At 46.0% G+C, this 4098-nt stretch carries 3 protein-coding genes and 1 pseudogene; 2 read left to right on the plus strand and 2 right to left on the minus strand.

Annotated elements, in window-relative coordinates; all coding sequences use genetic code 11:
- Nucleotides 1-163: 163 nt before the first annotated feature.
- Complete coding sequence (locus H6G48_RS12990; RefSeq protein WP_190722112.1) at nt 164-991, plus strand: alpha/beta fold hydrolase; 828 nt, start codon at nt 164-166, stop codon at nt 989-991.
- Here H6G48_RS12990 and H6G48_RS12995 read toward each other — a convergent pair.
- Nucleotides 969-2123 carry a histidine kinase gene (locus tag H6G48_RS12995; protein WP_190722113.1) on the minus strand — a complete coding sequence of 385 codons (1155 nt, stop codon included), beginning with the start codon at nt 2121-2123 and terminating at the stop codon, nt 969-971. The genes H6G48_RS12990 and H6G48_RS12995 overlap by 23 nt on opposite strands.
- Before the next feature lie 147 nt (nt 2124-2270).
- On the opposite strand from H6G48_RS12995, the gene H6G48_RS13000 reads away from it, so the two are divergent.
- Nucleotides 2271-3860, plus strand: a complete 1590-nt coding sequence (locus H6G48_RS13000; protein WP_190722114.1) for a glycoside hydrolase family 57 protein — start codon at nt 2271-2273, stop codon at nt 3858-3860.
- Between the two features lie 157 nt (nt 3861-4017).
- Here the strand turns inward: H6G48_RS13000 and H6G48_RS13005 are convergent.
- Nucleotides 4018-4098, minus strand: a pseudogene (locus H6G48_RS13005) (IS200/IS605 family transposase); the annotation flags it as partial.

Genomic DNA, 4098 nt, shown 5'->3' on the forward strand with positions numbered 1-4098 from the left:
AGGTAACATTTTAAAATTTTGAGTGGTTGTCCTAACCACTCTATTTCTTTAGGGGGTCGTTTGGCTAGACCCCCCGCTCTATCTAGCTTGTAGCCCCTCTGTCACCCCTTGAAACTGCTCACTTAAAACTCAAATCTGATAACTGATAACTGATAACTGCTCAATGTCGATCGCTCTAAACGTTAACATTAAAGGTAATGGCTATCCGATCCTCTGTCTGCACGGTCATCCCGGTTCGGCAGCCAGTATGTCTGTATTTACTGAGCATTTTTGCCAACGCTGGCAAACCCTGGCCCCGGATCTGCGCGGCTACGGTAAAAGTCGTTATCGCCGGGATTTTCAGCTAGAAGAACATCTAGAGGATTTAATCGGGCTGCTCGATCGCCAAAAAATCCCGCAATGTTTAATTCTCGGTTGGTCTTTGGGGGGTATAATCGCACTGGAATTAGTATTGCGGCATCCCGATCGCTTTCCTGGTTTAATTCTAGTGGCCTCGGCCGCGCGGCCTTGGGGTAGTCATCCTCCTATCACCACCACAGATTTAGTTTTGACGGGGATGGCGGCAATTCTCAATCAGATCAAACCGGGATGGCGTTGGAATATTGATACTTTTGCCCGTCGTTCCCTGTTTCAGTACCTTTTTTCACAACATCAAGCGATATCCTATCAATATCTCGCTCAAGATGCTGTTCCCGCCTACTTAGGCACTTCTCCATTTGCCGATCGCGCTTTAAATCGGGCTTTAAAAAAAGGTTACAATTGTTTAAAATCTCTTGACAAAATTACAATTCCCTGCTTAGTTCTGGCGGGGGCAAATGATCGCCATATTACCAGTGCTTCGAGCCAAGAAACGGCCGAAAAACTGAAACTGTCTCAGTGGAAATGTTACCCAGATACGGCCCATCTGTTCCCCTGGGAAATCCCCGACTTAGTTTTAGGGGACATTGATGCTTGGTTAGCGGAGCATTTTAGCGATAAACTGGCAAAGTAAAGTGAAAACTACTGCCGTGGTCGGGGACACTATCCACCCAAATTTGACCGTAGTGGGCGCGAATAATCTTGCGACAGACCGATAAACCGATGCCATAACCTTCTTTACCCTCATCCCGTTTGAGACGCACATGGCCCTCAAAAATATGCTCTTGTTTTTCTTCGGGGATGCCGGGGCCGGTATCACTGATGCTCACCTGTACTTTTTGAGTAGTACGATGAAGGACAGAAAGGGTAATTGCGCCGCCGGGGGGGGTATATTTGACCCCATTCTCTAGGAGATTAATAATCACCTGTCGGATTAACTCCTCATCAGCATAGACGGGGGGCAGATCTTGGGGGATATCGCTTTGGAGAATTAAAGTCTTTTCCTGAAAAGTATCGGTAAATTGAGACAAAATTTCCTGACAGAGGGATTGGAGATAAAATTTACTCTGTTGGAGAGTGAATTGCGCCGCCATGCTCTTAGAAGCTTGCAGAATATCCGTAATCAAACGGTTCATAATCCGAAACTGTTTGCGGGCCTGTTGGTGCAGTTGTTCTCGTAATTGCAGACTGCGCTCCGTATCTGGTTGATGATAGGCTAATTCGAGGGTTTCCACAGCGATGGAAGCAGCGGTGAGAGGACTGCGTAAATCGTGGGCTAACATAGCCAAAATTTGGTCTTTAAATTTTAATTGTTCCAATAATTCTTCCTTTTCCTGTTTAAGACGAAAAACCTCATCGGCGATGCGGATGAGTTCGCCCGAATGTTCCACCTCTTGAAGTTGTGCATCCTCAGCGTGATGATTTTTGACCTCCTCTTTAATCGCTTTTTGCCAGCGTACCAACCATTTTTTAAACTGTTCCACCAGATTGCTGCCCGCGAGGGTATGACGGGGGCCGGGGGCAATTTTGACCAGGGCCGGGGTAGCTACAAGGCGAAAATGTTCGACTAAATGAGGTTGCTGGCGAATTTCGATGATTTGTAGGTCAATCGGGTAATCAGACTTTAAAGACTGGAGATAGGCCTGAATTTGACGGATAATTTCTTGAGAACTGGGACGGTCATCAACAAACAGCAAGAGTTGAATCGAGAGAGGCGTTGTCGTCTCTCTCCCTAAAGCAGTCAGTGGCTCGTTAGATGGGAGCATCGGCAAATTAGTAAACCTAGGGATTGCGGAGATCGATCGACGATCGATCGACTTTTATCATATTCTTTATTGTAGAAGCTTAAGATAGTATAAAATCTACTCAACCTAATCTTAAAGTTTTATTCCTTAATTCTAAGAAGAAATCCTATGGCTTTTGGCTATGTTGCCCTAGTTCTCCACGCTCATCTCCCTTTCGTCCGCCATCCCGAAAGCGATTACGTCCTCGAAGAAGAATGGTTATACGAAGCAATCACAGAAACCTACATCCCTCTCCTGCAAGTTTTTGAAGGTCTCAAGCGGGACGGTATCGATTTTAAAATGACCATGAGCATGACTCCGCCTTTGGTGTCGATGCTGCGGGATCCGTTACTGCAAGAGCGTTATGAAGAACACTTAGGTAAGTTAGAAGAATTAATTGCTAAAGAAATCGACCATAATCAACACAATGGCCATATTCGCTACTTAGCCGAATATTACGCTGAATCTTTCCAAAGTATCCGACAAACTTGGGAAAAATACGATCGAGATCTGGTCAAAGCTTTTAAACAATTCCTCGACAGTAACAACCTAGAAATTATCACCTGTGGTGCGACCCATGGTTATATGCCCCTGATGAAAATGTACCCGCAAGCGGTCTGGGCGCAAATTGAGGTGGCCTGTCAACACTACGAAGAAAATTTCGGTCGTCGTCCCAAGGGCATTTGGTTGCCGGAATGTGCCTACTATGAAGGGGTAGAAAGAATGTTAGCCGATGCGGGCATTCGTTACTTCCTCGTCGATGGCCACGGTATTCTCTACGGTCGTCCGCGCCCCCGTTACGGCAGTTACGCGCCCATTTTCACAGAAACCGGGGTGGCTGCTTTCGGTCGTGACCACGAATCTTCCCAACAGGTTTGGTCTTCCCAAGTCGGTTATCCGGGGGATGTGGTCTATCGGGAATTCTATAAAGATTTGGGCTGGGAAGCGGAATACGAGTATATTAAGCCCTATATCATGCCCAACGGTCAACGCAAGAATATAGGCATCAAATACCACAAAATTACTAGCCGGGACGGTGGTTTATCGGAAAAAGGGCTTTATGACCCCTACTGGGCCAAAGAAAAAGCCGCCGAACACGCAGGCAATTTTATGTATAATCGCGAGCGGCAAGTGGAGAGTTTAGCCGGAATTATGGGCCGTCCTCCCCTGGTGGTTTCTCCCTACGATGCCGAGTTATTCGGTCACTGGTGGTATGAGGGACCCTGGTTTATTGATTTTCTGTTCCGCAAGTCTTGGTATGACCAAAATATCTACCAAATGACCCATTTAGCCGATTATCTCCGGGCTAACCCGACCCAGCAGGTCTGTCGTCCTTCCCAATCCAGTTGGGGTTATAAGGGTTTCCATGAATACTGGCTGAATGAAACTAACGCTTGGATCTATCCTCACCTGCACAAAGGCACGGAACGGATGATTGAATTAAGTCATCACGAAGCGGAGGATGAATTACAGGAACGGGCTTTAAATCAGGCAGCCCGGGAGTTATTATTAGCGCAATCTTCTGACTGGGCCTTTATTATGCGAACCGGTACGATGGTTCCCTATGCTGTCCGGCGCACTCGTTCCCACCTGCTGCGGTTAAATAAAATCTATGAAGATGTGAAATCCGAGAAGATTGACTCCGGTTGGTTGCAAAAAGTCGAGGAAATCGACAATATTTTCCCCAATATCGATTATCGCGTCTATCGACCCCTGTAATCTTTGTTAGAGATTAATAAAAATTTTGGTGCGTTATGGTTTGTAACGCACCTTGTTGCTTTCTGATTCACTCATTACTTGATCTCCTGTAGATTTCTGCACTATCTACAAAAATAGTACCCAACTTATCGAAAATTTGGGTTAAAACCCCGTCGTTTTACGACGGCTTTTCCTGATTTTTGATGTAGCACTTAAGAACTTCCAGTGGCGCACCTCCTACAGAAGATACAAAATAACT

The organism is Microcystis flos-aquae FACHB-1344 (assembly GCF_014698375.1).
Taxonomy (GTDB): domain Bacteria; phylum Cyanobacteriota; class Cyanobacteriia; order Cyanobacteriales; family Microcystaceae; genus Microcystis; species Microcystis aeruginosa.

Excerpts from the sequence above, each read along its gene's own strand:
- H6G48_RS12990 (WP_190722112.1), top strand. The coding sequence starts at position 164 with ATGTCGATCGCTCTAAACGTTAACATTAAAGGTAATGGCTATCCGATC.
- H6G48_RS12995 (WP_190722113.1), bottom strand. The coding sequence starts at position 2,123 with ATGCTCCCATCTAACGAGCCACTGACTGCTTTAGGGAGAGAGACGACA.
- H6G48_RS13000 (WP_190722114.1), top strand. The coding sequence starts at position 2,271 with ATGGCTTTTGGCTATGTTGCCCTAGTTCTCCACGCTCATCTCCCTTTC.